At 64.8% G+C, this 25,055-nt stretch carries 18 protein-coding genes; 9 read left to right on the forward strand and 9 right to left on the reverse strand.

All coding sequences use genetic code 11. The annotated features are described in order from the left end of the window. Nucleotides 1–190: 190 nt before the first annotated feature. Nucleotides 191–988: a transglutaminase family protein gene (locus Q7V20_RS18405; RefSeq protein WP_304794611.1), complete on the reverse strand. Its 798-nt coding sequence runs from the start codon at nucleotides 986–988 to the stop codon at nucleotides 191–193. 28 nt (nucleotides 989–1,016) lie between these two features. Further along, nucleotides 1,017–2,024, reverse strand: coding sequence for a PHB depolymerase family esterase (locus Q7V20_RS18410; protein WP_304794614.1), 1,008 nt, complete (start codon nucleotides 2,022–2,024; stop codon nucleotides 1,017–1,019). Nucleotides 2,025–2,202: 178 nt separating this feature from the next. Here Q7V20_RS18410 and Q7V20_RS18415 point away from each other — a divergent pair, with 178 nt between their 5' ends. Genes Q7V20_RS18415 through Q7V20_RS18430 form a run of 4 tightly spaced genes read left to right on the forward strand, consistent with a single transcriptional unit; the run spans nucleotide 2,203 to nucleotide 8,310 of the window. Continuing rightward, nucleotides 2,203–5,691 (forward strand): response regulator, encoded by a 3,489-nt coding sequence (locus Q7V20_RS18415; protein WP_304794617.1) that lies wholly within the window; start codon nucleotides 2,203–2,205, stop codon nucleotides 5,689–5,691. A 10-nt stretch (nucleotides 5,692–5,701) separates the two neighbouring features. Then, nucleotides 5,702–6,514 (forward strand): protein-glutamate O-methyltransferase CheR, encoded by an 813-nt coding sequence (locus tag Q7V20_RS18420; protein ID WP_304794620.1) that lies wholly within the window; start codon nucleotides 5,702–5,704, stop codon nucleotides 6,512–6,514. Between the two features lie 12 nt (nucleotides 6,515–6,526). Then, entirely contained in the window at nucleotides 6,527–7,138 is a 612-nt protein-coding gene (locus tag Q7V20_RS18425) for a chemotaxis protein CheB (RefSeq protein WP_304794623.1), read from the forward strand. Next, nucleotides 7,135–8,310 (forward strand): hybrid sensor histidine kinase/response regulator, encoded by a 1,176-nt coding sequence (locus tag Q7V20_RS18430; RefSeq protein WP_304794626.1) that lies wholly within the window; start codon nucleotides 7,135–7,137, stop codon nucleotides 8,308–8,310. The genes Q7V20_RS18425 and Q7V20_RS18430 overlap by 4 nt, the downstream gene beginning before the upstream one ends. Here the strand turns inward: Q7V20_RS18430 and Q7V20_RS18435 are convergent. The 5 genes from Q7V20_RS18435 to Q7V20_RS18455 all read right to left on the reverse strand — a co-directional run bounded on the left by Q7V20_RS18435 (nucleotide 8,291) and on the right by Q7V20_RS18455 (nucleotide 15,581). Beyond that, nucleotides 8,291–10,474, reverse strand: coding sequence for a peptidase domain-containing ABC transporter (locus tag Q7V20_RS18435; RefSeq protein WP_304794629.1), 2,184 nt, complete (start codon nucleotides 10,472–10,474; stop codon nucleotides 8,291–8,293). The genes Q7V20_RS18430 and Q7V20_RS18435 overlap by 20 nt on opposite strands. Continuing rightward, nucleotides 10,474–11,730 (reverse strand): HlyD family secretion protein, encoded by a 1,257-nt coding sequence (locus tag Q7V20_RS18440; protein WP_304794631.1) that lies wholly within the window; start codon nucleotides 11,728–11,730, stop codon nucleotides 10,474–10,476. Before Q7V20_RS18440 ends, Q7V20_RS18435 begins: the two co-directional genes overlap by 1 nt. After that, nucleotides 11,727–13,175 (reverse strand): TolC family protein, encoded by a 1,449-nt coding sequence (locus Q7V20_RS18445; protein WP_304794634.1) that lies wholly within the window; start codon nucleotides 13,173–13,175, stop codon nucleotides 11,727–11,729. The genes Q7V20_RS18440 and Q7V20_RS18445 overlap by 4 nt, the downstream gene beginning before the upstream one ends. Nucleotides 13,176–13,332: 157 nt before the next feature. Beyond that, a complete protein-coding gene (locus Q7V20_RS18450; protein ID WP_304794637.1) occupies nucleotides 13,333–13,512 on the reverse strand; it encodes a hypothetical protein in 180 nt (59 codons plus the stop codon). 236 nt (nucleotides 13,513–13,748) lie between these two features. Further along, complete coding sequence (locus tag Q7V20_RS18455) at nucleotides 13,749–15,581, reverse strand: ATP-binding protein (protein ID WP_304794640.1); 1,833 nt, start codon at nucleotides 15,579–15,581, stop codon at nucleotides 13,749–13,751. A gap of 167 nt (nucleotides 15,582–15,748) precedes the next feature. On the opposite strand from Q7V20_RS18455, the gene Q7V20_RS18460 reads away from it, so the two are divergent. The 5 genes from Q7V20_RS18460 to Q7V20_RS18480 all read left to right on the forward strand — a co-directional run bounded on the left by Q7V20_RS18460 (nucleotide 15,749) and on the right by Q7V20_RS18480 (nucleotide 22,165). Continuing rightward, the gene (locus tag Q7V20_RS18460) at nucleotides 15,749–16,675 is read left to right on the forward strand and encodes an ABC transporter ATP-binding protein (protein ID WP_304794701.1); all 927 of its coding nucleotides are present in this window, start codon (nucleotides 15,749–15,751) and stop codon (nucleotides 16,673–16,675) included. After that, complete coding sequence (locus Q7V20_RS18465) at nucleotides 16,672–17,433, forward strand: ABC transporter permease (RefSeq protein ID WP_304794642.1); 762 nt, start codon at nucleotides 16,672–16,674, stop codon at nucleotides 17,431–17,433. Before Q7V20_RS18460 ends, Q7V20_RS18465 begins: the two co-directional genes overlap by 4 nt. Nucleotides 17,434–17,597: 164 nt before the next feature. Then, on the forward strand, nucleotides 17,598–18,674 hold the full coding sequence (locus tag Q7V20_RS18470; protein ID WP_304794645.1) for a GGDEF domain-containing protein: 1,077 nt from the start codon (nucleotides 17,598–17,600) through the stop codon (nucleotides 18,672–18,674). Next, complete coding sequence (locus tag Q7V20_RS18475; RefSeq protein WP_304794648.1) at nucleotides 18,671–19,873, forward strand: GGDEF domain-containing protein; 1,203 nt, start codon at nucleotides 18,671–18,673, stop codon at nucleotides 19,871–19,873. The genes Q7V20_RS18470 and Q7V20_RS18475 overlap by 4 nt, the downstream gene beginning before the upstream one ends. A 225-nt stretch (nucleotides 19,874–20,098) precedes the next feature. Continuing rightward, nucleotides 20,099–22,165 (forward strand): ATP-binding protein, encoded by a 2,067-nt coding sequence (locus Q7V20_RS18480; RefSeq protein ID WP_304794651.1) that lies wholly within the window; start codon nucleotides 20,099–20,101, stop codon nucleotides 22,163–22,165. Here Q7V20_RS18480 and Q7V20_RS18485 read toward each other — a convergent pair. Both Q7V20_RS18485 and Q7V20_RS18490 read right to left on the reverse strand, forming a co-directional pair. Further along, nucleotides 22,143–24,092, reverse strand: a complete 1,950-nt coding sequence (locus tag Q7V20_RS18485) for a PAS domain-containing sensor histidine kinase (RefSeq protein ID WP_304794654.1) — start codon at nucleotides 24,090–24,092, stop codon at nucleotides 22,143–22,145. The two genes, Q7V20_RS18480 and Q7V20_RS18485, sit on opposite strands and share 23 nt — an antisense overlap. 253 nt (nucleotides 24,093–24,345) lie before the next feature. Continuing rightward, complete coding sequence (locus tag Q7V20_RS18490; protein WP_304794657.1) at nucleotides 24,346–25,008, reverse strand: hypothetical protein; 663 nt, start codon at nucleotides 25,006–25,008, stop codon at nucleotides 24,346–24,348. Nucleotides 25,009–25,055: the final 47 nt, after the last annotated feature.

Below are 25,055 nucleotides of genomic sequence, written 5' to 3' on the forward strand. Positions count from 1 at the left end.
CGTGGGCATGCTGGCCTGGGGCTGGTTGTGGGGTGTGTGGGGCCTGCTGCTGGGCACTCCCATCCTGATGGCCATCAAGGCCGTGTGTGACCGGGTGGACGAGCTCAAGGCGGTGGGCGAGTTGATGGGCGGCGTCGAGACCTCCAAGGACAACGCCGCCATCAACGTGCCCTGAGAGGGCACGGCCCCATCAACCTCGTTCGACTTCGGGCAGGATCGCCAGGGTCTGGGCGGGGCCAAAGATGGTGGCAAAGGCCACGTCCTTGGCATCGCGGCCTGTGGCGATCAGCACCAGGTCGCGCGGGTCGGACATGCGGGTCGGGTCAAACAACTCCCAGCGGCCGCCCACATAGGCTTCGAACATGGCGTGAAAGTCCGGCGGCGGCGTGTCGAACATGGCGTAGCCCACCGCCAGGCGCGCCGGGATGTTCAGCGCGCGGCACAGGGTCACGCCCAGGTGGGCAAAGTCGCGGCAAACGCCCGCGTGGCGCAGGAACACATCACAAGCCGTGGTGGTGCTGTCGCTGGAGCCGGTGCGGTACTCGATGTTCTGGTGGATCCACTCGCAGATGGCCTCGACCCGTGAGCAGCCCGGGGGCACCTTGCCAAACAACTTGACCGCGGCCGAGGCCAGCAGGTCGGATTCGCAATAACGCGTGGGCATCAGGTTGTGCAGCACGTTGTCGGGCAACTCGGCAATGGGCAGCTCGGGGGCTTTGCGCCGGCGAGGGGGCCTGGTGACCTGCACCTTGGCCTTGTAGCGCAAGGTCAGCGTGCCGGCCGGGGCCTGCACGCGCAAGAAGCGTTGACCGGCTTGCGGATCCTCGTAGACGCGGTAGTGCGCGCTGGGCGTGATTTTGAGTGATTCGGACTGGATGTGCTGGTCCTGGCCTTCGAGCGCGTGTATCTGGAACACGAAGTCGGTGGTCTGGGCCAATTTGTACGACAGTTTGCAGTCGATGTTGAACAGGCGTGGTGTGGTGCTCATGATGCTGGGGGGTTAAAGGTTTTGGGTGTCATGCTTTGGTGATCTCGAACTGCCTGGCCGCGAACGACCAGATCATGCGAGAGGCATCCGGGCCCTGTGCGTCGCTGTAGGCCTGCCGGGCCTGGCCGCCACTCCAGGCGTGGGCCAGGCCGTCGATGGCGCACAAAGTGGCCACCGTCCGGCCGCCTCGCACCTTGAAGTCGGTCACCGTCATGGGGTGGCGCTGGCCCCGGCTCACCTGTCGGCTTTTCTCGACATGTGGGCCCGCCGCCTCGGCCCACAGCCTGGCGGCGGCCTGACCGTTGCTGGCTGCCACGATGACGTCCTGATCGCCGTGGATGACCAACAGTGCCGGCCAGTTGGTGCTGGTGGACAAGGCCTGGATGGCACCTCGGCCCCGCATGGCCGCCAGCGCCGACACCGATGATTCGGCGGCGCCGGGCGGCACGCCCGAATGCATGGCCACGGCCCTGAATTGATCGGGGTAGCGCGTCACCATCAGGGCCGCCATGCTGGCCCCGGCCGACATGCCCGCGATGGCGATGCGGTGCGGGTCCACCGGGTACAGCAGGCTGACTTGCTGCACGGCCGCCATCAGGATGGCTGCTTCGCCATAGGCCACTTTGGTGCGCGTGCCATACCAGTTCCAGCAGCCCTGGGGGTTGGCCCGGCGGTCCTGCTCAGGGTAGAGCACCAGGAAGCGCTCGCGCGCCGCCAGCCGGTTCATCCGCGTGCTGAGGGCAAACGACTGGGCGTCCTGCCCGCAGCCATGCAGCATCACCAGCAGAGGCAGGCGTTCGTTCAACTGAACACCCGCTGGCTTGAACAGGTGGTAGCGGCGCGCGCCCATGGAAGCCATGGCCACACCGGTGATCCAGTCGCCCTGGCTGGTGAGGCCCCGTGCCTTCTTGGCCGTGGGTGCGCGCAGGGACTTCGTCAACGCGCGGCTGCCCGCCTTGATCGTGCTGCGGGTGAGGGCGCTCGCCGTGCGCTGTAGGGACCGAGTCCAGAGGGATTGTTTGGAGCGCCTAGCCATGACCTGACCTGTTGACTTCAAACGCCAGTTTTCCGCGAGGAGGCACCCCAGGGCACCGGACAGCGGCCCCGGATCTTGTAGGACATTGCCGCGTCTTGCGGTCGGGACGCCGTGAGATAGCCTCAACTGCCCGACAATTCCCAAGCCTTCCTCCTGGATTTCACCCGGACTCTCTCAGATGCTTGAACAGACCTCTCTAGAGACAGCGCATTTCCAACGCGTTCTGACGCGGCACCTGACCTTGCCACTGGCCGTGGGAGCCTTCAGCGCCATGGTCTTCATCGGGCTGATCTTTTTCCTGCTGGCCCAGCTCAGCTGGGTGGAGCACACCCACCGCGTCATCGGCAATGCCAGCCGACTGAAGATCGTGATCCTGGACCAGGAAACCGGGACGCGCGGGTTCCTGATCACCGGCGAGGGCAAGTTCCTGGCGCCCTACACCCTGGCCAAGCCCAAAATGGCTTCGGAGCTGCTCAACCTGAAGGCCCTGGTGCAAGACAACCCGGTTCAGCTTGACCGGGTCCACCGCATCGAGATGCTGCACCAGCAATGGGATCAGTTTGCCCAACGCATCCTCGAGTTGAAGCGAACCCAGGGCGACTACCTCGGCATCATCCGGGCGGAAACCGGCAAGCAGTTGTTCGACGAGATCCGCCGGGAAGTGCGCGCCTTCATCGACGCGGAAGACAAGCTCCTTCAGGAGCGCAATGAAGCGGCTCGCCGAACCACGTTCTGGGTGATCGTGTCCTACGTGAGCCTGGTGCTGATCTTGAGCGGGCTCATCGCCTTGAGCGGGCGGCGCCAGATCATGACCCTTTCGACCAGCTACGGTGACGCGCTGCGCCAGCACGTGCTCAGCACCAAAGCCTTGCAGGAGAAGGCCTGGTTCCGCATTGGCCAGACCCAGTTGGCCGAGCGCTTGCTGGGCCAGTTGACCCTGCCGGTGTTGAGCCGCCAAGTTCTGGAGTTCATGGCGGGCTACCTGGGGGTGGCCGTGGCCGCCTTGTACGTGCGCAACGGCGCCGGCAAGTTGCATCGGGTGGGCGGCTATGGGTTTGACAAGCAGCATGAACAGGTCGAGCAAAGCTTTGACCTGGACCATGGCCTGGTGGGGCAGGTGGCCGCGGACGGGCAGCTCAAGCACGTGCCGCAGGTGCCCGACCACCACTTCAAGGTCACCACGGGCCTGAGCACGGGGGCCCCCACCGACGTGGTCCTGCTGCCGATCAGCAACGATGGCCAGGTCAACGGCGTGATGGAGTTGGGCTTCATGCGGCCGGTGGTGGAGCGTGACCTGGAGTTGCTGCGAATCCTGGCGACCAACGTGGGGGCTTCAGTGGAGGCCGCCCAATACCGCCAGCGGCTGCAGGACGCGCTGGAAGAAACGCACCAGCTCAACGAAGAGCTGCAGACCCAGCAGGAAGAGCTGCGCACCGCCAATGAAGAGCTGGAAGAGCAGTCCCGCGTGCTGACCGAATCCCAGACCAACCTGGAGCACCAGCAGGCGGAGCTGGAGCAGATCAATGTGCAACTGACCGAGCAGGCCCTGATCGTTGACAAGAAGAACGAAGCCCTCAAGCAGGCCCAGGAGGAACTGGAGAACCGCGCCGACGAGTTGCAACGCGCCAGCCGCTACAAGTCCGAGTTCCTGGCCAACATGTCGCACGAGCTGCGCACGCCGCTGAACAGCTCGCTGATCCTGGCCAAGCTGCTGTGGGACAACAAGGCGGGCAACCTCAACGAAGAGCAGATCAAGTTCGCCAAGACCATCTACGGTGCGGGCAACGACCTGCTCACCCTGATCAACGACATCCTCGACATCTCGAAGGTGGAGGCGGGCAAGCTGGAGCTGACGCCGCAGGTGGTGTCGCTGAACAGCCTGGTCGATTCACTGCGCATGACCTTCAGCCCGTTGGCGGGCGAGAAGCACCTGGCCTTTGACATCCAGGTGGCGGCCGACGCGCCCGTGTCGATCTTCAGCGATCGCCAGCGCGTCGAGCAGATCCTGAAGAACCTGCTGTCCAACGCCATCAAGTTCACCGACCAGGGCAAGATTTCGATGACGGTGCAAGGCCGGGCCGATGGGCGCATCGCTTTTGCCGTGTCGGACTCGGGCATCGGCATCGCGCCCGAACAGCAGGAGGTCATCTTCGAGGCCTTCCGCCAGGCCGATGGCACCATCAACCGCCAGTACGGTGGCACGGGCTTGGGGTTGTCGATCTCGCGCGAACTGGCGGGCCTGCTGGGCGGGGCCATCTTTGTGGACAGCGAGCCTGGGCGGGGCAGCACCTTCACCCTTGACCTGCCCCAGCAGTGGGTGGACCGCTCGGACGACCGGCCCGCGGCCCCGGCGCCTGCCCCGCGTGCGGTGACCACGGCCGCGTTGGCCCCACCTGTCGCGCCCGTGTTGGCCAGCCCGCCGCCACCGCCGACCGACATCATCCCGGCCTTTGCCGACGACCGCCAAGCGCTCGCGCTTGGCGCGCGCCTGGTGCTGGTCATCGAGGACGATCCGCAATTCGCCGCCATCTTGTTCGACCTGGCCCACGAGATGAACTACCAGTGCCTGGTGGCCCATGGCGCGGCCGAAGGCTTCCGCTTGGCCACGCAACACCTGCCCAACGCCATCCTGCTGGACATCCGCTTGCCCGACGACTCGGGCCTGGCGGTGCTGCAACAGCTCAAGGACCATCCGCAAACGCGCCACATCCCCGTGCACATCGTGGCCGCCGAGGACGTCAGCGAGGTGGCCCTGCACATGGGCGCCATCGGCTTTGCCATCAAGCCGACCACGCGTGAAGCCCTCAGGGATGTCTTCAACAAGCTGGAAGAGAGAAGCACCAAGAAGGTCAAGCGCGTGCTGGTGGTGGAGGACGACGCCCGCCAGCGCGACAGCATCGTGCACCTGATCGGCGACGAAGACATCGAGATCGCGGCGGTGGAGCGTGGCGAGCAGGCCCTGGACCTGCTGCGCAACACGGTGTTCGACTGCATGGTCATCGACCTGAAGCTGCCCGACATGGATGGCAGCGAGTTGCTGGAGCGCATGACGCGCGAGGACATCTGCTCCTTCCCGCCAGTCATCGTCTACACCGGCCGCAACCTCACGCGGCAGGAAGAGACCGAACTGAACAGGTACTCGCGCTCCATCATCATCAAGGGCGCGCGCTCGCCCGAGCGCCTGCTCGATGAAGTGACGCTGTTCCTGCACACGGTGGAGTCGCAACTCTCGGCCGAGCGCCAGACCATGCTGAAAGCCGCGCGCAACCGCGACAAGGTGCTGGAGGGCCGCAAGGTGCTGCTGGTCGATGACGACGTGCGCAACATCTTCGCTCTGACCAGTGCGCTGGAGCAGCGCGGCCTGTTGGTCGAGGTGGGCCGCAATGGCTTCGAAGCCCTGGCCAAGCTGGAGCAGGTGGATGACATCGACCTGGTGTTGATGGACATCATGATGCCGGGCATGGACGGCCTGGAGGCCACGCGCCGCTTGCGCGCCAACCCGGCTTTCGCCAAGCTGCCCGTCATCGCCATCACGGCCAAGGCCATGAAGGACGACCAGGAGCAATGCCGCCGTGCGGGCATCAACGACTACCTGGCCAAGCCGGTGGAGCTGGAGCGCCTGTTCTCGCTCTTGCGCGTGTGGATGCCCGCCATGGAAAGGCTCTGAGGACCACGCCATGCCGCACGCCGATCTGGAATTGCGTTTGCTGATGGAGGCGATCTACGCCAAATACAGCCATGACTTCCGCGACTATTCAGGCTCGTCGCAGAAGCGGCGCGTGCTGTACGCCTTGCAGCAGCTGGAGTGCGACACGATCTCGACCCTGCAGTCCAAGGTGCTGCACGACCCCACCGCTTTCCAGAAGTTGCTGGACATCCTGACCATCCCGTTCAGCGAGATGTTCCGCGACCCCAGCTACTTCCTGGCCTTGCGCCAGCACGTCATGCCGGTGTTGCGAACCTATCCGTCGCTGAAGATCTGGATCGCCGGGTGCAGCACGGGCGAGGAGGTCTACTCCATGGCCATCCTCTTGCGCGAAGAAGGCCTGCTGGAGCGCACCATGCTCTACGCCACCGACATCAACCCTGCTTCGCTGGACAAGGCGCGCCAGGGCATCTTCCCGCTCGCCAGCGTGCAGGCCTTCACCGCCAACTACCAGGCCTCGGGTGGCACGGCGGCGTTCTCGGATTACTACACGGCCGCCTACAACGCCGTGAGGTTTGACCGCACGCTGGCCGACAACATCACCTTCGCCGACCACAGCCTGGCCACCGACCATGTGTTCTCGGAGATGCACCTGGTGTGCTGTCGCAATGTGCTGATCTACTTCAAGCGCAACCTGCAGGACCGGGCCCTGGGCCTGTTCCACGAGTCTCTGTGCCACCGGGGCTTCCTGGGCCTGGGCTCGAAGGAAAGCCTGGATTTCTCCTCGTTCGCCGACCGGTTCGACCCCGTGGTCAAGGCCGAGCGCCTGTTCCGCAAGCGTTGACGAGTTGCCGCCATGACCCTGCTCACGACCACCTCGTTTGACCCCGCATCACAGGCTGTTCACGCCGTGGTCATCGGTGCGTCGGCGGGGGGCGTGGATGCCCTGATGAAGGTGCTGGTGGGTTTGCCCGCTTCGTTCAACCTGCCCATCATGGTGGTGCTGCACCTGCCCGAAGACAAGCCCAGCCGCCTGCCCGAGATCCTGGCTTACCGGCTGAAGGTTCGGGTGTGCGAGGCCATGGACAAGCAACCCATCGAGCCTGGCACGGTCTACGTGGCCCCCACCGGCTACCACCTGTCGGTCGAAAGCGACCACAGCCTGTCGCTCAGTGGTGAAGACCCGGTCAACTACTCGCGGCCCTCCATCGACGTGCTGATGGTGTCGGCGGCCGACGCTTATGGGCCGGGCCTGGTCGGGATCTTGCTGACCGGTGCCAACCACGATGGCGCACAAGGCATGGCCCGCATCAAGGCGCGTGGCGGCTGGACCGTGGTGCAGAACCCCGAGCAGGCGCAGTCCAACACCATGCCCCTGGCGGCCATCCGCCAGCAGGCGCCCGACCTGATCCTGTCGCTGAGCGACATCCACGCATTGCTGCTCAAACTGGGACGAGAAAAACCATGACCGACGACCGCACCAAGCTGCTGATCGTGGACGACTTGCCGGAGAACCTGCTGGCACTGAAGTCCTTGATCCAGCACGAAGACCACCTGGTTTACCAAGCCTCGTCGGGCGAAGAGGCCCTGGGGCTGCTGCTGGAGCACGAGTTCGCGCTGGCCATCCTGGACGTGCAGATGCCGGGCATGACGGGCTTCGAGCTGGCCGAGTTGATGCGTGGTACCGAGAAGACGCGCCACATCCCCATCGTCTTTGTGACCGCGGCCAACCGCGACCGCAACCACGCCTTCAAAGGCTACGAGAACGGCGCGGTGGATTTTTTGTACAAGCCGCTGGACAGTTGCGCCGTCAAGAGCAAGGTCAGCGTGTTCGTGGACCTGCACCGCCAGCGTCAGCAAACGCAGCGGCAAGTGGTGGCGCTGGAAGAAAGCCGTCGGCAGCAGCAGGCTTTGCTGACCGAGCTGCAGGCCACCAAGGTGGAGTTGCAGAACGCCTTGCAGATGCGTGACGACTTCATGTCCTTGGTGGCGCACGAGTTGCGCACGCCCTTGAGCGCCTTGTCCATCGACATCCAGGTGCGCCAGAAGCACCTTGAAAAAGGCAACGCGGATTTCTTTGGGCCGACACAGTTGTCCGGCATGTTCGCCAAGTACCGGCGTCAGTCGCAAAGCATGACGCGCCTGATCGAGGACATGCTCGATGTTTCACGCATCCGCAACGGCAAGCTGTCCATCCGGCCCTCGACCACGGACCTGTCGTGTTTGCTGGCGCGCCTGGTGGGCGACTTCCCCCGGCAGGACAGCGACAGCGTCATCGGGGTGAACATCCAGCCAGGCATCACCGGCCACTGGGACGAGTTCCGCATCGAGCAGGTGGTCATCAACCTGCTGAGCAACGCCTTGCGCTATGGCGCGGGCAAGCCCGTGGAGCTGACCCTCACCGCATCGTCCGATGCCGCGCGCATCGAGGTGCGCGACTGGGGCATCGGCATCGCGCCGGACGCGCAGCGGCGCATCTTTGAGCAGTTCGTGCGTGTGGCCGACCCGGCATCGCACACCGGTCTCGGTCTGGGGCTTTACATCACGCAGCAGCTGGTCGAGGCGCACGGGGGCAGCATCAGCGTGCAAAGCAAGCTGGGCGAGGGCTCGGTGTTCATCGTCACACTGCCTTTGGCGTGAGCAGTGGCGTCACGTTCGCGTGGTCCGCGTCGGGATCGCCATCCGGCGGGGTTTGCTCCACCAGCTTGATCAGCTTGCCGCCCGAAAGCACGTGGATCTCGTCGCCTTCGCTCAGGCTGTGCTGGCGGTGCGTGATGATGAAGCGGCCGCAACCCAGGTGGTTGATGGCTTCCTGCACATGGCGTTCGGTCTCGAAGTCCAGGTGGCTGGTGTATTCGTCCAGCAGCAGGAAGCGAGGCTGCTTGTACAGCGCCCGGGCCAGCAGCATGCGCTGCTTCTGCCCACCCGACAGCGTGGTGCCCATGCCGGCCACCAGGGTCTGGTAGCCCATGGGCATGCGCAGGATGTCTTCGTGGATGCAGGCTTGCTGCGCGGCCAGCATCACCTTCTCGGGCGTGGCCTCGGTGTCGTTCATGGCGATGTTGTCGTAGATGGAGCAGGTGAACAACTGGTCGTCCTGGAACACGGTGCCCAGCACCGAGCGGAAGGCCTCGGAGCCGATGCGGCGGATGGGCACGCCATTGACCAGCACCTCGCCTGATTCAGGCGTGACCTGGCCCGACAGGACCTTCAGCAAGGTGGACTTGCCGCAGCCTGAAGGGCCCACCACCGCGATGGCCTGGCCACTGTGCAGGGTCATGCTGATGTCGTCCAGCACCGGCGCTTCACCCATCGCGTAGCGGAAGGTGACGTTGCGCAGTGACAAGGTCATCGGGCCATCGGTCTTCAAAGACGCTTCAGCCTGGGCAGGCGAGGGCGGTTCGGGCTCGGTCAGCACGATGTCGGCCAGGCGCTCGCCTTGCAGTTTCAAAAGGCGCAGGTTGATGACCCGCTCCAGCAGCTCGGAGGCCCGCTGCAGGAACTGGCTCTTGTAGGCCAGAAAGGCCACCAGCATGCCGATGGAGAACTGCTCGTCCAGGATCATGCGCGCGGCCAGGTAGATCACCAGCGCTTGCTCGACCGCGCTGATCAGGCCGTTGACGCCCTGGTACAGCAGGCTGATGCGCTGTTGCTTGACCGAGGCGTTGACCATGGCCACCTGCTGGTTCATCCAGCCGCCCACGCGCCAGCCCGGCTTGGCGAAGAACTTGATGGCGGCCACGCCGCGCAGGGTCTCCAGCAAGTAGGTTTGCGCATTGGCCTCGCGCACGATGGTTTCTTCGGTTGCCTGCCGGTAGGGCTTGAACACGGCAAAGCGCACGATGGCCTGCAGCACGGCCACGGCCAGCACCACCATGGCCATCGTCGGGCTGTAGAAGAACATCAGGCCCAACGTGATCAGGCTGACCGCCCCATCGAGCACCACCTCGACCAGGTGGTTGGTGATGGTGTCCTGAATGGTGTGGACCGAGCCGAAGCGCGACAGCACATCGCCCGTGTGGCGCTTGTCAAAGTAGGCCAGCGGCAGCTTGAGCATGTAGCGGAACACATTGGCGCTGGACGACACGCGCCACGACAGGCTGGCGCCCAGCACGATCCAGGTGCGCACCAGGCGCGTGCCCAGCGACATCACCGCCAGCAGGAAGATGCCGATGGCCAGCACGGCCAGCAGCGGCGCATCGCGCGTGACCACCACGTCGTCGATGATCCACTGGCTGAGCATGGGCATGAGGATGCCAAACACCTCCAGCACGATGGACAGCAGCGCCATCTGGCCGAAGGCACGCCACAGGCCGCGCTGGCCGGTGAACAGCAGGCGCAGGTCAAACGGCGTCTTCTCCTGCTTCTTCTCGAAGCTGGTGCTGGGCGACAGCTCCAGTGCCACGCCGGTGAAGTGCGGGCTGGCTTCCTTGAGGGTGAGGGTGCGCTCGCCCAAGGCGGGGTCGAGGATGGTGATGCGTTGCGAGTTGGCCTTGGTCAGCACCACGAAGTGGTTCAGGTTCCAGTGCAGCAGGCAGGGGGTCTGCAACTGCGGCAGCTCGTCCATCTCCAGGCGCACGGCGCGGTTGGCAAAGCCCAGGTGCTCGGCGATGTTCATCAGGCGGGCCAGCGTGGCACCACGCGATGACAGCTCGAAGCGGCGCCGCAGGGTCAGCAGATCGGTCTCGTGGCCATGCGCGCTGGCGACCATGGCCAGGCAGGCCAGGCCGCACTCGGCCGCTTCCGATTGCAGGATCAGCGGCGCTGACTTGCGCTGCCACAGGGAAAGAAGATTCGTGCTCATCAGAGTTTTCCGCTGAAGGCGAAGAGGGGGTCGAGCATCCAGCGGATCAGCCGGCGCCGGTCAATCTCAATGTCGGCCGTGAGCGTGTGGCCTGGCCGCAGGGCGATGTCGGTGCCATAGGCGCGCACCTTGGGCTGGTCCAGGGCCACGCGCACGATGAAGACCGCGCGGCGGTCGGTGCCACCTTGGGGGTTGCCGCTGGCCATGGGCACGTCGGTCTGCGACACGCTGCGCACCGTGCCCTGGTACTGGCCAAAGCGCTGGTAAGGAAAGGCGTCGTAGCTGATGCGCACGCGCTGGCCGGTTTTGATGAAACCAATGGAGGTGCTGGGCAGGTAGAGCGTGGCCTCCAAGGCCGAGCGCGTCGGCACGATGGAGGCCAGGGTGATGTTGGCGTTGACGCTTTGGCCCGGTGTGGCCAGCAGGCCCGACACGATGCCATCGACCGGCGCTTTCAGCAGCACCCGGCGCGCGCCATGGCGTTGCACTTCTTCTTGCTGCAGGCTCAGCAGGTCACGGCCCAGGCTGGCTTGGTCAATGCGGTGCTGGGCCTGCAGGCGTTGGCGCTCGTCCTGCGATGAGGCCAGGTCGCCCTCTGCCGCGCTGCGTTGGCGTTTGAGCGTTTGCAAGCGCGCGGTCTGGTCCAGCAGCAGCTGGCGTTGCTGCTCGTACTGAAGGTCGGAGATGATGCGTTCGTCCAGCAGGGGCTTGAACTGGTCCACCAGCTTGCGGGCCGAGGCGATCTGCTGCTCTTGCAGCTGGATCTCTTCGCTCAGGGTCAGCAGGTCGCGGCGGCTTTGGGCGATGCGCTGGTCCAGCGCGGCCAGGGACGCGGTGCTGGCCTGGGCCTGGCCTTCGGCCTGGTTGCGCATCTGGCTGCGCTGGCTTTCCAGGTTCTTCTGCAACAGTGCTTGTGTGCTGCCCGCGTCGCTGAAGCGTTCGTTGCTGATCTCGGCGATCACGTCGCCCGCTTTGACGGCCTGGCCTTCGGTGACCAGCACGCGCTGGACGATGCCGGGTTCCATGGGCACGATCATGGCCACCCCGTCGCGGGGCTGCACCACGCCTTGCACGCGCTCCTTCTTGGTGTAGTGCCCGAAGACCAGCACCGCCAGCACGAGCGCGGCCAGGCACAGGAAGAAGAAGGTGAGACGGCCAGCGCCCACGGGGCGGATGTCGATGGAGGGGCCGGACGAGGTGTCTGAACGCGCGTCCAGAACCTCCTGGCGGAACAGGGATTGGGCAGGGGTGCTCATGGCGTGCTCTCTGCCAGCAAGGGCAAGGGGGCGGTGTCGAACAAAGGCATCAAGGGCGTGACGTGGTCGGCATCCAGTTGGTCCAGCAAGGCCAGGATGTTCACCTGGGCCGACAGGGCATTGATGCGCGCGGTGACCAGGCTTTGCCGGGCGGTGTAGATCTGTTGCTGGGCGTTGAGCAGGTCGAGGTTGGTGCGCAGGCCGGCCACAAAGGCCTTGCGCAGCGCCTCGTACGTGGCCGAAGCGGTTTGCTCGACCTGGCGCTGCAGCGTGATCACCTGGCGGGCCTGCGACAAGGTCTGGTAGGCGTCGCGCAGGGCGGCTTCGACCTGGGCTTGTGCTTCATCGCGCCGAGCCTGGGCCTGGATCAGCAGGGCGGCGGACTCGCGGGTGCGGCTTTGCTGAAAACCGCCTGTGAACAAGGCCCAGTTCATCTGCACGCCGATGGCACGCTCCCGGGTGGTCTGGCGCTGGCTGAAGCCATCAAGCTGGGGCACTTCCCGGACCAGGCTGGTGCTGGCCACGGCGTCCACGGTGGGTTGCCAGCGTTCGGCGGTGCGGGCCTGGTCGGTGGCCGTGGCGGCCTTGACCTGGGCGAGGGCGTCACGCAATGGGGGATGGCGGTTGGGGGCCAGCAGCAAGGCCTCGTCCAACGATGACACGGCGGTCGGCAGGTCCGGGCTGTGTTCGTGGAAGCCGGTGGCCAGCGTCACCGCTTGGTGGCTGAGCCGTTCCAGTGTCAGCTTCTGGGTGGCCAGGCGGGCCTCCAGGTCCTGGACCGTGACCCGGCTCTGGTCGATGCGGGTGCGCGTTTCCAGCACATCCAGGATGGTGCCCGCACCGGCTTGCAGGCGGCGATCGTTGATGCGCCATTGTTCTTGCAGCAAATCCTGCTGGGCCAGCGTGAGACGGCGTTGTTCGGCCGCTTCGATGGCCATGAGGAAGGCCATGCTCAGTTCGCGGGCCACGTTGGTCCGGCTCCCCCGCGCCTGCCATTGCGCTTGTTCGGCTTGAGCCGCTTGCGCCTGGGCGGTGGCCTGGTCGGCGGCGCGCCACAGTGGCAAGGTGGCCGATACAGACAAGGCAGTGGCCGGTGTGTTCACCGTGGTTTCGTTGATCTGCTGGCGGCGTCGGCTGGCGCTGGCACTGGCATCGGCCCGGGGCATCCAGGCGGTGGCCCAGGCTTGTCGGCTCAGGGCCTGCGCGGCCTGGGCGCCCGCGTCAAAGGCCCGGTTGGAGGCTGCTTGCTGGTCGGCCGCCAGCAGCATCCGGGGCCAGGGCGTGGCTCTTGAGGCCTGCTCGCCTGCGGTTGGTGCAGGCTTTGAAGGGTGACTCGAGGGTGCCGGCCGGGGATCTTCCGGGGTGCTCAAGGACGTGGCCCAGTGCAAAGCCAAGGTGCCCGAGGCCAGGGCCGGCAACGGGGTGATCAGCAGGCCCAACGCCATGGCGAGTCGGCCCGCGAGGGCTTGGCATGCATGGACAAGCCGCCGATGTTCATCGTGGAGAGGGGGCAACACAGTGTGCAGGCGAGAGGAGGGCATGGTGAGAAAAAACCCGCCGGGCTGCGACGGCCGGGCGGGTTTTTTTAAACCTTCAAGCGGCTCAGGGCGCAGCCTTCTTCGTCACGTAAGGGATCTTCGTGGTCGAGAACAGGTTGATCGCGTAGATGCCTGCATTGATCAGCGGCACGCCATAAGCGTTGTATTCGGCGCGGTGGATCGCGTCGATCAGGCTTTCGCCGCCGCTGACTTGGGACACTTCCTGGGTGCTCAGAACTTGCATGTTTTTTCCTTGTTTCAATGGTTTTTTGAAGGCGCCTTTGCGGGGCACGAAAGGAATTTAACAACGGCCGTTGTGGTGCCATTTCGGGGAATCCCTGGCGACCCTTTAGATCAGCGGCGGAGATACCCTTGAATCAGGAAGTTTTGAATGTCAGTTTGTCAGATATTGATCCTGCTGTCGTCAATTAAACCCGTCAAGTGTCGCGGTCACGCGCCACGGCCCGGGCGCGGGTTTGCTCAGGCGTGCTGTGGAGCCCGGGGCAGGTGCAGGGCCAATGTCTGCGCCAGGTCTTGTGAGCGGAAGGGCTTGGACAACTGGCCGTTCATGCCCGCGTCCCGGCAGCGATCGCCGCAGAGGTCGGGCGCGTTGGCCGTCAGCGCGACGATGCTGACCGGGGTGGCGCCTTCCAGCTGTTCGCGGGCCCGGATCTGCCGTGTGGCCTCAAAGCCATCCAACACGGGCATCTCGCAGTCCATCAGCACCAGGTCGGCCTGCTGGCCGGCCAGCCAGTCCACGGCTTCCCGGCCATTGCCCAGCATGGTCACCTTGACACCCAGCAGTTGCAGCTCGGCCTGCGCTACCAGGGCGTTCACGGGGTTGTCTTCCACCAGCAGCACGTGCGGTTCGGGCATGTGTTCGGTCCACGCGGCTTGGCCTGCGGCGGGCGCGCCATCCAGGGCCCCGGGCTGGGTGGTCCGCTCGGCGTGCACCACGGGCAAGGGCAGGTTGAAGGTGAAGAGCGATCCCACGCCGACTTCGCTGCGGCAGTCCAGGTCGCCGCCCATGGCGCGGCACAGCTCGCGGGAGATGGCCAGGCCCAGGCCGGTGCCGCCAAAGCGGCGTTGGTAGGTGCCCTCTGCCTGGTGGAAGGCGTCGAAAACGCGGGCCTGCTCGTGGGAGGGGATGCCGATGCCGGTGTCCTGCACCTGGATGCGCACTTCTCCGCTGAGCGCATCGCGCGTGGCGTGCAAGCGCACGAAGCCCTTGCTGGTGAACTTGACGGCGTTGCCCAGCAGGTTGTGGAGCACCTGCCGGATGCGGACCGGGTCGCCCATGACGAATTCGTCGCGGTTCAGCTCGATCTGCACCTTCAGGCTCAGGCCATTTTCGGTGGCGCTCACGGTGGTGGTGGCACTCACTTCTTCCAGCAAGGCGCGCAGCTTGAAGGGGCGCTCGTGCAGGGGCAGGCGGCCCGCCTCCATGCTGGAGAAATCAAGGATGTCGTTGATGACGCTGACCAGGTGCTCGCCCGAGCTGCGCACCAGATCCAGCCGGTGCACGGCCTGCGCGTCCTGCTCACGCTGGCGCAGCAGGCGGACGAGGCCGAGCATGCCGTGCAGCGGGGTCCGCATTTCGTGGCTCATGGTGGCCAGGAAGCGGCCCTTGGTGTCGCTCAGCATCTGGGCCTGTTGCAGGGCCAGCGCCTGGGCCTGGGCCACCTTCTCGCTTTGCAGCCGCAGCCGCAGCAACTCGATGATGCGCAGGTTGGAGCGCCTCGCCTCCATGATCAGGGCCACCATCAAGCCGATGGTGGCCAGGGCGCAGAACCAGCCCAGACTGTCGTGACGGGTCGCGGCATACACGGCATTGGGCAGCAGGATGGGCACGATGAAGAGGCCCGCCGTGATGAAATCCACATGCAGCATGCAGGTGGCCAGGGCCGCCACCCCGATCAGCACGCTGATGCTGACCACGGCAATGTCCAGTTGGTGGATGGGCGTGATGGCCCAGCCCAGGGCGCTCCAGGCGATGCTGTCCAGGACGGCCAGGAGGCGGTAGACCCGCAGTTCGTGCCGGCCCGAGACCCCTCTGCCCGGCCCACGCAAGTGCGAATGGGCCATGCGGGTGATGGCGATCAGCAGGCGCGCTGCGAACCAGGCCCCCAGCAGCCGGTGGGGCACCTTGTCATGCAGCACCGCGACCACCCCGGCAGCAGTCACGATGCCGAAGGTCATGGAGAAGGCCAGCCGCTCGTGCAGCGCCTGGTGGCGGCCGTTGGTGACGCGCGCCTCCAGTTCGAGATCGGGCGCGGCGTTCTGGGCAGAGAAAGACAAGGCTGGGGACGACATCGGGAACGGCGGTCGGTATGGGGTGCAACAAAGCCAGTTCTCAGTGTCGCCGTCTGACGCCGTTTTGCGTCGGGAAATGCCCGCACGCCAGGGCGCAGATCATGACGGAATGCAGCTTTCTCCACCCCTGAATGAGGGGCGTGGCCACATCGGGTATCGTGGTCGACATGCCCCACATCATCCAAGTCGCCAAGCTGTCCAAAACCTACGCCTCGGGCTTCCAGGCGCTCAAGGACATCAACCTGGACATCCGCCGTGGCGAGATCCTGGCCTTGCTGGGCCCCAACGGCGCGGGCAAGACCACGCTGATCAGCACCATTTGCGGCATCGTCACCGCCAGCGCGGGCACCGTGGTGGTCGATGGTCACGACAATGTGTCCGATTACCGGGCTGCGCGCGACCTGATCGGCCTGGTGCCGCAAGAGCTGACCACCGACGCCTTCGAGACGGTGTGGGCCACGGTGTCCTTCAGCCGGGGTTTGTTTGGCAAACCGGCCAACCCGGCCTACATCGAGAAAGTGCTGAAAGACCTGTCGTTGTGGGACAAGAAGGACAGCAAGATCATCACGCTGTCGGGCGGCATGAAGCGCCGCGTGATGATTGCCAAGGCCTTGTCGCACGAACCGCAGATCCTGTTCCTGGACGAGCCGACGGCCGGGGTCGATGTCAACCTGCGGCGCGACATGTGGAACCTGGTGCGCCTGCTGCAGAAGTCGGGCGTGACCATCATTCTGACCACGCACTACATTGAAGAAGCCCAGGAGATGGCCGACCGCATCGGCGTCATCAACAAGGGCGAGATCGTGCTGGTGGAAGACAAGGACGAGCTGATGCGCAAGCTGGGCAAGAAGCAGTTGACCCTGCAGTTGCAAGATGCGCTGCCCCAGTTGCCCGCCAGCCTGACCGAGCACGCCCTGACCCTGTCCAACGAGGGCCGCGAGCTGACCTACACCTACGACTCGCTGGACGAGCGCACCGATGTCACAGCCTTGTTGTCCAGCCTGCAGCAGGCCGGCATCCGGTTCAAGGACATCCAGACCAAACAAAGCTCGCTGGAAGACATCTTCGTCAACCTGGTGAAGGACCACGCATGAACTGGCACGCCGTCAAGGCCATCTACGCTTTCGAGATGGCGCGCACCCGGCGCACCCTGATGCAAAGCATCATCTCGCCCGTCATCTCGACCTCGCTGTACTTCGTGGTGTTTGGCGCGGCGATTGGCACGCGCATCCAGCAGGTCGATGGCATCAGCTATGGCGCCTTCATCGTGCCGGGTCTGATCATGTTGTCGCTGCTCACGCAGAGCATCTCCAACGCCTCCTTCGGCATTTACTTTCCCAAGTTCACCGGCACGATCTACGAGTTGCTGTCGGCACCCATTTCGCATTTTGAGATCGTGCTGAGCTATGTGGGGGCGGCGGCCACCAAGTCCATCCTGCTGGGCCTGATCATCCTGGCCACGGCGGGGCTGTTCGTGCCGCTGCAGATTGCGCACCCGTTCTGGATGCTGCTGTTTCTGGTGCTCACTTCGGTGACCTTCAGCCTGGTGGGCTTCATCATTGGTTTGTGGGCCGACAACTTTGAAAAGTTGCAGGTGGTGCCGCTGCTGATCGTCACGCCGCTGACCTTTTTGGGCGGCAGCTTCTATTCAATCAAGATGCTGCCCCCGGTGTGGCAAACAGTCACCTTGTTCAACCCCGTGGTCTATCTGATCAGCGGTTTCCGCTGGAGCTTTTATGGCATGGCTGACGTGGACGTGGGCATCAGCCTGGCCATGACCTTGGGCTTCATGGCCGTGTCGCTGGCCATCGTGGCCTGGATCTTCAAGACGGGCTACAAGCTCAAGCGTTGAGCTGAGCGCGCGTGATTTGGCGTGACGCAATTGGCGATTGATCGTCATTGATCGGCTGTCGCTCAAGATTCCCATGGGGCGGTCGATAGCACCGCATGCGACAAACGCTTGACCATCTGCTGGACAGCTGGACGCCTGCCAACCGATGTTTGCTGGCAGTGCTGATGTCGTCCCCTTTTTTCGTCCTCTTCTGGCTGTTCAACAGCGCGGCATTCCTCAATGCGGAAGTGGCTGAGGGCGTGAACCACGGGACGCTGATCGCCCTGCAGTCACTCTTGAGTGTGGTGCTGATGATCAGCATCGTGATCGGCTCCTGGTTGTGGACGAGGCGCAGCCTGCCTGACCGTGTGCCCAAGGCCAACCTGCTGGTCACCTTCAACATCGGCCTGGGTTACCTGGCCATTGTGGTGGCCACCGGCGCCTTCACCACGGGCATGGCCCTGGTGCTGCTGGGCGTGCTGGCCGTTGGGCTGTTGCTGTTCAGCGTGGACACGATCCTGCGGGTGTTCATCGCGTGCTTGCTCATCCACTCCGGTCAGGATGTTCTGGTGATGTTGGGCTGGTTGCCTTACGCGCCCCTGCTCAATGCCCAGGCTTTCGAGGGTGGGGTGCCGACCTGGTGGTTGAGCTTGTGGCAGAACACGGTGTTCTACCTGGGCTGGGCCATGATCCTGACCCTGGTGTTTGTGCTGTTCAAGCGTCTGGATGGTTTGCACCTGCAATTGGCCAAACTGTCTTACACCGACGTGCTCACGGGCTTGTCCAACCGCCGCTATTTCATGGAGCGTCTGACCTCCGAGTCGCGCCGCTACGCGCGCTCGGGCGTGCCTTACTGCCTGATCCTGCTGGACGTGGACCACTTCAAAAGCATCAACGACCGCTATGGGCACCATGCAGGCGACGAGGTGCTGTGCCGCCTGGCCCAGATCCTGACCGAAGGCGTGCGCACGCCCACCGATCAGTCGGCCCGCATTGGTGGCGAAGAGTTCGCCGTGTTGCTGCCCGACACGTCGCTGGCGGCCACGGAGATCGTTTGCCGTCGCATCGCTGAAGGGCTGCGCCAGCACACCTTCAACGTCAAGGGTGAAAGTTTCCACCTCACGGTCAGCATGGGCGTGGTCGAGTGCCGTGGCGAGCCCATTGAAGAAGCCCTGAAGCAGGCCGACCGCAACCTGTACCGGGCCAAGCAGGGCGGTCGCGATCAAGCCATCTATTCCATGGCGGTGGAGGCGGTGCCATGACCCGGGCGCGACGGTGGCGAGAGCTCAAGCCCTGGCTGGCCGAACAACTGCTGGCCCGTCGGCCAGTGATCAGTTGCCTGCTGTTCTCGGCGGCCGCCATCCCCATGCTGTTGCTGTTCACGGGCCTGCACACGTTTGCGCAGGTCCATCCGCAGGCGCGGGCCTTCTATCACCCAAGCGCCTTGATGGCGGTGCAGGTGTTGCTGGTCTTGGTCATCGCGGGGCTGGCGGGGGTCAGCCTCCATTGCTGGGGGCGGCGCAAAACCGATGCGGCCTGCACCTGGCTGCCGATGCTCACCGTCACGCCCACCGTGGTGGTGTTGATCGCATTGGCCATCGCTTACGGGCTGAAGGACACCCCGGTCAGCGTGTCCGTGCTGACCGCGATCCTGCTGGCACGGGCCTTGTTCGATTTCAAGACGCTCAAGCCCAGTCTGATCATTGGTGCTGGTATGGTGCTTGTCAACGAGGCCCTGGTGGCGCAAGGGCTGGTGCCCTATGCACCACTGCTCAGCGGGCCGGTGTTCACGGGTGACGGCCTGGCTTGGTGGTGGCAGATCTGGTGCCGTGTGGTGCTGAACTTCAGCCTGCTGTTGTTCTCAGGCATGGTGTTCTTCCTGTTCAACACCCTGGGCGAGCGACGCCGCGAACTGGAAAACCTGGTGCGCACCGACATGCTCACGGGCCTGGCCAATCGCCGCAGTTTCATGACGCAACTGGAAATCGAATCTCATCGGCACGCGCGCAGCAAGCGCCCGTTCTGCCTGGTCATGTGCGATGTGGACCACTTCAAGAAGATCAACGACACCTGGGGCCACCCGGCGGGTGATGCAGTGTTGGTGGAGTTGGGCCGCATCCTCAAGAACACCACACGCGAGCAGATCGACACGGCGGCACGCATTGGGGGCGAGGAGTTCGCCGTGCTGTTGCCAGAGACTGGCCTGGCTCAGGCTGAGCGCGTCGCGCAGCTGATGTCGTCGGGGGTGCGCTCGCAGATCTTTGTCTACGATGGCAAGCAGTTCAGCGTGACGCAGAGCGTGGGCATTGCCCAGGCCTGCGATGGCGATGGCGATGGCGCCATGCGCGTGGCCGATGACAACCTGTACATCGCCAAGCGGCAAGGCCGGGACCGCATCGTGGCCTCGGTGGCGACATCGGCGGTGGCGCAGGATGCCAAGGTCGCCTGTGCCTTGAAGTGAGATGGTTGCCTGCGGGTGACTTCCGGCTCATCACCGCCCCGCGCTTTCACAGCAAAGCACTCAACCCACCACGCCCCGGACCACCCGTTCGCTCGGGGCAAACCGGCATTTTGGGCAAATGGCTGCCGGCTTTCGCCGATACTGCCCGGGTGCCGAATGTGGAAGAGCTGAATGGTTGCAAGAGATGGTGGTGAGTCGACCTTCGGGTCGCCGAGGTCCAGGGGGTTGATCACCGCGCAGGAGCTCGAAGAATCCTTGGTGCGCCGCACCTTCTGGTTCCTGGCGGGTTGCAGCATCCTCATCCTGATCCCGGTGAAGCTGTCCTGGCTGCTGCAAGGTGGCTGGGTGGTTGGTTTGCTGGGCGTCCTGGAGCTGGGCACGGTGCTGTGGTGTTCGTGGCGGGTGTGGACCAGCCAGACGGGTGCCGCACGTTATCTGGGTGTGGGCCTGGCCATCATGTATGTGCAGGTGGGTGGGGTGGCCTGGATGCAAGGCGGCTTGCAGGCCCCGGCCTTGCGCTGGCTGGCCGTGCTGCCCATCATCGCGATCGTGGCAGGCAACCTGCGTTTGGGCTTGTGCTTTTGCCTGGCCTTCGTCGCGCAAATCCTGGTGATGTCGTACTACGAGCCACCCTACCTGGCCAGTCTGCGGCCCCTGGTGCTGCCCAACGCCCAGGCGCAAACAATGGTGGCCACCGCTGGCTCGGTGGTGTTGTTCTCGGCCTTTGGCTGGATCGCGGTGCGGTGGCGCGCGCAGGTGCACCAGGTGCTGGAGGTGTCCCACCAACAAGCGCAGCGCGGCAACGAGGCCAAGCAGCGCTTCCTGGCCATCATGAGCCACGAGATCCGCACGCCGCTCAACGGCATCGTGGGCACGGCCTCCTTGCTGCGCCAAAAAAACATGGCGCCGTCCGAGCAACTGCAGATGCTGAACCTGCTGGACCACAGTGCGCAAACTTTGCGCAGCTTGCTCAACGATGTGCTGGACTGGGCCAAGCTGGAGGCCGGTCAGCTCGACGTTCGGCAGGAGCCAGTGCGCTTGCGCGACCTGGTGGTAGACAGCATCGATCTGTTCGCCGTCACTGCTTTTGACAAGGGGGTGGAGCTGACCTACAGCTTTGAGGGCGATGTGCCCCCCGTGCTGCTGGGCGATGAGATGCGTTTGCGTCAGACGCTCAACAACCTGGTCTCCAATGCCGTCAAGTTCACGCGCCAGGGTGGGGTGCACGTGCATTTGTCCACCGAGCCATCACCCGAGCCGCAGGATGACCGTGCGTGGGTGCGCATCGAGGTGCAGGACACCGGCATTGGCATGAGCTCAGGGCAGGTGGCCAAGCTGTTCCAGCCCTTCACCCAGGCCGACCAGTCGACCACGCGGCAGTACGGTGGCACGGGCCTGGGCTTGTCCATTGGCCGCGAGCTGGCCCGCTGCATGGGCGGGGACATCGTGGTGTCCAGCCGCCTGGGCGTGGGCAGTTGCTTCGTGATCCGCGTGCCCATGGGCTGGGCCTCTGCCACCGCCAACCAGTTGTCCGCTGCCACCACTTTGTCTGGCCAGCGCTTGCGCCTGGTGACGAGCAACATGGGGTTGCGAAGGCAGGTCCAATCCCTGTGCCGCGACCTGGGCCTGGTGCTGGCACCCGATGGCGCCCACGATGCCGAGGTGGATGCGGTGCTGGTGGACTCGGCGGTGTGGACCCCGGGCGCGGGCCCTGTCCAGGCCTGGTCATGGGGTGGCCCTGGCCACACCAAGGCGCTGGTGTCCTCGGCCATGGACGCCCCTGGCGTCAACCTGCCCCCCGGCGTGCTGCACTTGTACAAGCCTTTGCGCGCCCATGCCCTGGCCGATTGGCTTCAAGGCGTCTTGCCCGCCACGGCCCCCTCCGAGCCCGTCACCAAGCCTCAGCCAACCTTGCAGGTGCTGGTGGCCGAAGACAGCGAGGTCAACCGCGACTTGTTGAGCGAGATGCTGTCCCACTGCCAGGCCGAGGCCGAACTGGTGGGCACCGGCCTGGCCGCCGTCAACGCGGTTCAGGCCCGGCGCTTCGACCTCTTGCTGATGGACTACCAGATGCCTGAGATGGATGGCCTGGCCGCGACCCGCGCGATCCGTCGCCACGAGGCCGAACATGGTGGCCCTGCCTTGCCCATCGTGCTGATCAGTGGGGAGGTCAATGTGGAGTGCCACGCTGTCTGGCGTCAAGCTGGCGTCAACGACATCCTGTGCAAGCCATACGCCTTCGATGAGTTGGCCCGGGTGTTGGCCACCATCAATCCAGGCCCAGCGACCTGATCATCGCCTCCACCGCGCTGGCCAGTGAATCGGCCGCGTTGAAGGCCGACTCGGGTTGGGTGCGGCAAAGCTCTTCCACATGGCTGGCCAGCCACCGCAGGTCATTGACCAGCAGGTTGGCGGCCATGCCTTTGGTGTTGTGCGCCAGCGAGCGCAACTGGGCCGCATCCTGCTGCTCGGCGGCCTCGCGCAATTGGCGCGGCAGGCCCTGGCTGGTGTCGCGGATGGTCACGAACAGGCGATCGATGAACTGCGCGCCCTGTGGGTAGTGGTTGATCAGCGCCTGGCGGTCAATGCCAAACGCGGCGGTGGGTGCGCTGCGTTGTTTTGGCGTGATCACTGCAGGTTGCTGGGCGTGCTTGGTGATGTTCTTGACCAACTGGTCGATCATGTAAGGCTTGGTCATGTAGTCGGTCATGCCCGCGGCCATGCCTTGCTGGCGCGCCACGTCGAAGGCATGCGCCGTCAGGCCGATGATGGGCAGGCCGGGGGTCATGGCCTTGATCTGGCGCGTGGCCTCGTAGCCATCCATGACCGGCATCTCGATGTCGCACAGCATCACGTCGAACGCATGGCCAGCGAGCACCTGCTCGACCGCCAGCGCGCCGTTGTCCACGCAGGTGATCAGCGCGCCTTCTGCGGTCAGCAGGTCGTTCAGCACCATTTGATTCACCGGGTGGTCCTCGGCCACCAGCACCCTCAAGCCTGCCAGGCGAGGGCCGCTCACGGCGGTTTGACCCGGTGGGCTGTGACGGGGTTCGATGGTGCGCAAAGGCTGATCAGCATGCTGCGCGCCAAACACGGGCAGGTGGATCTCGAAGGTGCTGCCCTGGCCGGGCGTGCTCCTGGCGCGGATGTCGCCACCCATGATGTCCAGCAAGCGCTTGCAGATCGACAAACCCAGGCCGGTGCCGCCAATGCAGCGTGTGCGGGTGCCGTCGCCCTGAACGAAGGGCTGGAACAGGTGGGATTGCACCTCGGGCGACATGCCGATGCCGGTGTCCTTCACTTGCAGGACCAGCCAGTGCGCCTGGCTTTCCACGCGCAAGGTGACGCTGCCGTGCTCGGTGAACTTCACGGCGTTGCTCAGCAGGTTGATCAGCAGCTGGGTGATGCGCAGCTCATCGCCCTTGAACGAGTGCGGTACCGACGGGCCTTGCTCCATGCGCAAGGTCAGGCCTTTGGCCTGCGCGCGGGCCGCCACCATGTTCATGGCCTGCTCGATGACCTGCCCCAGGTCCACGCGGTCGGAATCCAGCACGATCTTGCCCGCCTCGATCTTGGAGAAATCGAGCACGTCGTTGACCAGTGCCAGCAGGTGCTGGCCTGACTCCAGGATGTCCTTGAAGGTTTGGGCGGCGCGCGGGTCGGTGGTGGCCCGCTCGCCCACTTGCGCCAGGCCCAGCACCGCGTGCAGCGGCGTTCGGATCTCATGGCTCATGCTGGCGAGGAACTCGCTCTTGGCCTGGCTGGCGGCCTCGGCCTGTTCTTCGGCCAGCTTGATCTGGGTGATGTCGAAGATCATGGCGAAGTAGCCCTTGACCTGCCCGTCCACCATGTCGGGCACCAGGTGGATTTGCACGTGCTGGTCGCCCAACGAGCCTGGCATGCGCACCACCCGCTCAAACCGCTGAGGTTCGCCGCGCAGCACGGCCTCGATGTGGGAGCGGTCGAACTCGAAGCGCTCTTCGCCAAGGACCTCGCGCAGGAGTTTGCCGGCGATGTCTTCGCGGGAGGGGCCCAGCCAGTCGAGGTAAGCGCGGTTGCAGAAGCGGTTGCGCAGCTCGTGGTCCCAGTAGCTGACCCGGCCGGGGATGCCGTCCAGGATGGAGCGCAGCAGGCGTTTGCGTTCGGTCAGTTGCGCCAGCGCGGCTTGAAGGTGTTGCGCAGAGGCTTCCGCCTCCAGATGAACTGCTGAATCGCCCATGCTGGTGTTCCCCCCCAGATCCGTCGTCATCAGGTCCACGCCAAGCGCGTGTTGGTCCACCAGTATGGACCGGCGTTCGTTCGCCCGCAAGTCGGCCGTTGCTCCCTGAAACGACAAATGCCGACGATGAAAGCCATCGTCGGCACCGGGGTTCACACCCTGCCCCTTTGGATGGCCTTTATCGGTGTCCGATGAAAAACCGGGGCGGTGCCAGCCTGCGGTCAAGCGGGCTGGCCATTCCTTGCTCGAAAGTTCAGTAGCGGTAGCTCACGCCCACGCTGACCTGGGGGACAAAACGGATGTCGCCCACGCCATCGCGCAGTTTTTGAGTTTCGGCGTCCACGTCGGCCTGCGTCACCAGCCCCGGGTAGTTGGCCACCACGTTCTGCGTGGTCGTGACTTTGGCCTTGCCGATCATCACGCCCAGGTCGGCCACGAAGCCCAGACCTTGGTCGCGGGCCTGGTGGCCCCAACCCACACCCAGGTAGGGCATGACGCGGGGAAACTTCAGCTCGGCGTTGAAATAGTCGCCGGCCGTGGGGGTGAGGGTCTGGCTGCCCAGGGTGACCGAGGTGGTGCCATCAAACTGCGATTTCAGGCGGACCCGCATGTGGTTGAGGGTCAGCCCGCCCGTCAGGCGAAAGCCGCCTTGCATGGGGAAGTAGTCGGCGAACAGGCCCAGGCGCTGCGCCTTGATGGTGCCCTGGTACGTGATGCCCGATTCGGTGAAATGGCGCTTCACGCTGCCCAGGGTGGCCACATCGCCGCGCAGCCCCCATTGGCTGTTCACGCTGTGCGCATAGCCCAGCATCACGCCGGGGATGCCCACGTTGGCGTAGGACTCGCCAGCTTGGGCGGTGGTGGTGCTCAGGCCCGCCAGGAGGGCGGTCAATGCCAGGCGTTGGTTCAGGGTCATGGGGCCTCGTCCTGTGTGTGTTGTCAACCTAGCCTGCCAATGTAGGC

This window comes from Aquabacterium sp. (genome assembly GCF_030652515.1).
Taxonomy (GTDB): Bacteria; Pseudomonadota; Gammaproteobacteria; order Burkholderiales; family Burkholderiaceae_C; genus Aquabacterium.